This window comes from Mailhella massiliensis (assembly GCF_020741395.1).
Taxonomy (GTDB): Bacteria; Desulfobacterota; Desulfovibrionia; order Desulfovibrionales; family Desulfovibrionaceae; genus Mailhella; species Mailhella massiliensis_A.
In genome coordinates this window covers 1-3,591 of record NZ_DYZA01000099.1, presented here as the reverse complement: position 1 = coordinate 3,591, position 3,591 = coordinate 1, and the positions used below count along the sequence as shown (strand labels likewise).

General features: G+C 61.0%; 4 protein-coding genes. 2 read left to right on the top strand and 2 right to left on the bottom strand.

Annotated elements, in window-relative coordinates; genetic code table 11:
- The first annotated feature begins 139 nt into the window (after positions 1 to 139).
- Positions 140 to 1,531 (top strand): MATE family efflux transporter, encoded by a 1,392-nt coding sequence (locus tag K8W16_RS05320; RefSeq protein WP_304121843.1) that lies wholly within the window; start codon positions 140 to 142, stop codon positions 1,529 to 1,531.
- A gap of 14 nt (positions 1,532 to 1,545) precedes the next feature.
- On the top strand, positions 1,546 to 1,947 hold the full coding sequence (locus K8W16_RS05315) for a (deoxy)nucleoside triphosphate pyrophosphohydrolase (RefSeq protein ID WP_304121840.1): 402 nt from the start codon (positions 1,546 to 1,548) through the stop codon (positions 1,945 to 1,947).
- A 313-nt stretch (positions 1,948 to 2,260) separates the two neighbouring features.
- Here K8W16_RS05315 and K8W16_RS05310 read toward each other — a convergent pair whose 3' ends face one another.
- Positions 2,261 to 2,875, bottom strand: a complete 615-nt coding sequence (locus tag K8W16_RS05310; RefSeq protein WP_304121837.1) for an FmdE family protein — start codon at positions 2,873 to 2,875, stop codon at positions 2,261 to 2,263.
- A 125-nt stretch (positions 2,876 to 3,000) separates the two neighbouring features.
- The coding region (locus tag K8W16_RS05305; RefSeq protein ID WP_304121834.1) for an ABC transporter ATP-binding protein at positions 3,001 to 3,591 on the bottom strand (591 nt) is incomplete at its 5' end.

The window sequence follows — 3,591 nt, the reverse complement described above, 5'->3', positions numbered from 1 at the left end:
AGCCCGTTTACGGGCCGCCGGCAGTCGAAATGCAGATGTCAGACCGTACATGCGCCTGCTAGGGCGCGGCTGGTAAGAAAGCCTTACAGGCGCATAAGAGGAACCACCGGCTATGCCGGTGGGGCCCCTTTGATGTTCCATGAAGATTGATCTGACCCGGGGCAATCCCCTTGCGGGCATGGTGCTTTTCGCCCTGCCCATCTTTCTCGGTAATGTGTTCCAGCAGGGCTATCAAATGGCCGACCTCGCTGTGGTGAGCCATGTCCTCGGCGATGATGCCCTTGCAGCCCTCGGCTGCACGGTGGCGGTGTACATCGTGGTGGTGGGGCTTTCCTCCGGCCTGTCCAACGGTTTTTCCCTTGTAGTGGCGCGCTGTTACGGCGGCAGGGACAGGGAAAGCATGGGCAGGGCCGTGACTGCCGCGCTGTGGCTCTGGGCAGGGCTTTCCCTTATAGCCTCCCTTGCCGGCCTTCTGGCGCTGGAGCCTCTGCTTCGCGCCCTGCGCACGCCGGAGGCGGCCCTGGGTATGGCGGCCTCATATCTGAGCGTCATTTTCCGGGGTATGCCTGTGCTGCTTGCCTACAACATGCTTGCGGGGCTTCTGCGCGGCATAGGCGACAGTTTCATGCCCCTCGTCTTCCTTCTTGCGGCGGCCCTGTGCAACATAGGGCTCGACCTTCTTCTCGTGGCTGTGCTCGGCATGGGCGTTTCCGGCGCTGCCGTGGCCACCGTGATCGCAGAGGGCGTATCCGTGGCCTTATGCCTGTGGTACATGGCGCGGCGCTGCCCGGAGCTTCGTCCGGGAAGGCGGCAGAGCGGGAAAGGATCTTGCGGCGTTGCCTCCTGGCTGCCTGACAGGGCCCTTTTTTCCCAGATGCTGGGCACGGGCCTTTCCATGGGGCTTATGATGTGTTTTGTGGACATAGGCATCATGATACTGCAATCGGCTATCAACGACCTGGGCACGGGCATTGTAGGCGGTTATATCACTGCAAGGCGCTTCCACAGCGTGTTCCTGCTGGCTCTGGGTACTCTGGGCGTGACGGCCTCCACCTTCGCAAGCCAGAACATCGGGGCAGGCCAGTGGAAGAGGGCCAGGCTCGGCGTCCGCTACGCACTCGGCCTGTCGCTTGTCTGGGTGGGGCTCGTCAACGTGGTGGTGTGGCTGTGGGCCGATGAGCTGGTGCGCCTTGTCACGGGTTCGGGCAGCCCGGAAGTGCTGTATGCCGGGGCGCTGTACCTTCGTGTGGACGCCCCCTTCTATGCGGGCATTGCCGTGCTTATCGTGCTGCGTTCTGTCCTGCAGGGCATGGGGGGCAGGCTGTTCAGCCTCGGTGAAGGAGTATTGGAGCTTGCGGGCAACGTCATTTTTGCGCTTTTTGTGGTGCCGGCCATGGGATATATGGGCGTATGCCTCTGTGAGCCGGTGACATGCACGCTGTGCGCGTTGTATATCAGTGTGTGTTATCTGCTCGTGGTGCGCCGCCATGAGCGGGGCATGGCTGCGGAAAAGGGCGGCATGCCTGCATGAAAAGGAGGCTTTGCATGGAAAAGGTGACTAAGGAAGTGATGGGTGCGGTATTTTTTGAAGAGGGCCGCATCCTCATTATGCGGCGCGCGCCCTTCATGAGTTGCGCGGGCAGCTGGGAGTTCCCCGGCGGAAAACTGGAAAAGGGGGAAAGCCATGAACAGTGCCTCGCCCGTGAGCTCAGGGAAGAGCTGCACATCGAGGCGTCAATCGGCGAATTCCTCACGGAAAACAACCATGAATACGATTTCGGCACCGTGCATCTCTGCGTGTACCGCGTGCGCTCCTGGCGCGGGGACATGGCGCTTACCGTGCACGATGATTTGCGCTGGGTGCCTTTACACGAACTTGCCTCCTTCCCCGGGCTTCTGCCCGCCGACCTTCCCGTGGCAAGGGCGCTGGAAAAAATTCTGGGCTGAAAAGCCCTGACCTTGCGCCGGGGGCGTCCGGCAGAAAAGCCTTGTTTTCCGGAGGGAAGGCACGTTTTTTTGATATTTCCCTGTCGGAGGCCGTGCGGGGCGCTGCAAGGGCAGAGCGTATCGGGGGAAAACATCATGCGCGCCGGAGAAGTCTCCGCTTTTTGCAGGAAACGGAAGCATGCCGTAAAGCGCGGGGAAAAGTAAGGGGCGGATGAGTTTGAGCTCCCGCCCCGTATCTGCGGCGATGGGGAAAATGCTCCGGCATCTGGCGCCGTCTTTTTGCCGGAGCAGGAGTAGGGGAGGAAAGACCGCGTCAGGCCTGCTTTTCCGCGCAGTCGATACAGAGCCTGCGGCCGTTCACTTCACGGATGCGCGAGGCCATGACGCCTTCGCCGCAGCCTTCGCAGATGATGGTGGGAAGGCGGCGCGCCATGGGCGGCATGTCGAAGGAAGGTTCACCCAGGGTGAAGATATCCTCAAAAGGAGCGGAAAGGAGGAAATTCATGTCTTTTCTCCTCAGCCGTTCCCTTTCTATTTCCAGTTTTGTGCGTATCCATTCCGAAAGGTTCTGTGCCGTGAGTTCCTTGCGGATTTCCTTCATACGGCGGGAAATCTCGTCGTCCCGGATTTTTTCCACCATGCGCACCTTCTTTCCGTCGCTGCGCCGGAAAAAGGAAAAGGCCACCTTGCCGCGGTCGCGGAAAATGAGGTTGCCCTTGCCGAAGGTGCAGCCCACAAGGGCCTGTATGGCGTCCACCGCGCACATGTCGGTTTCCGTCACCGCGACGATTTCTTCATCTTTTGCGGTGCCCATGTTTTCCATGACCCAAGCGGCCGCGCGGATGCCGCGGCTTATGCCGGGGCACCAGTGGCCGTGAAAGGCCACGGCTTTGTCGATAAGTTCCTGTGTTATGCCTGGGGCGTACATGCGTCCTCCTTCAGGGTGTTCTGCACCGTTCCATTAAATCCTTTTCACGGCGCGCCGTCAATTCCGGGCAAGGGACCCTTCCGGCCGGAGGGCCGCGCCTGTCCGAAGGTACGGGGCCGGGAGCTTCAGCGTTCCGCCCTCTGCGGGCACACCATATCTATGGAAGGGGTGGAGATGCGCACACATTCCTTTCCGTACACTGCCTGAAGCATATCCTGGGTGAGCGCTTCCTTTACCGATCCTTCCGCCACCAGGGAACCTTCATGCAGGAGGGCCGCCCTATCGCAGAACCAGAGTATGTGATTCGGGTCGTGGCAGCAGACAAGCACGGCCACACCCTGATCCGCCACTTCTCTCAGCACCTTCCATACGGCAAGCTGATTGCGGAAGTCCAGCGCGCTCGTGGGTTCGTCGAGCAGGATGAGGGGAGTCTGCTGCGCCATGGCCCTTGCAATGAGCACAAGCTGCCTCTGCCCGCCGGAGAGCTGATTGCAGGCCGCATCGGCCAGGGCGCCGATGCCGATGCGCTCCATGGCTTCGGCGGCGATATCCGCATCTTTTTTCCTTGTCCGGAACCAGCCCGACATGTGCGGAGAGCGGCCCATGAGCACCATGTCGCGCACGAGAAAGGGGAAGGGCTGGCGATGCTCCTGCGGAACATAGGCCACATGGCGGGCCAGCCTTGCCGGGGGCATGTGGGCGATATCCACGCCCCT

Excerpts from the sequence above, each read along its gene's own strand:
- K8W16_RS05320 (WP_304121843.1), top strand. The coding sequence starts at position 140 with ATGAAGATTGATCTGACCCGGGGCAATCCCCTTGCGGGCATGGTGCTT.
- K8W16_RS05315 (WP_304121840.1), top strand. The coding sequence starts at position 1,546 with ATGGAAAAGGTGACTAAGGAAGTGATGGGTGCGGTATTTTTTGAAGAG.
- K8W16_RS05310 (WP_304121837.1), bottom strand. The coding sequence starts at position 2,875 with ATGTACGCCCCAGGCATAACACAGGAACTTATCGACAAAGCCGTGGCC.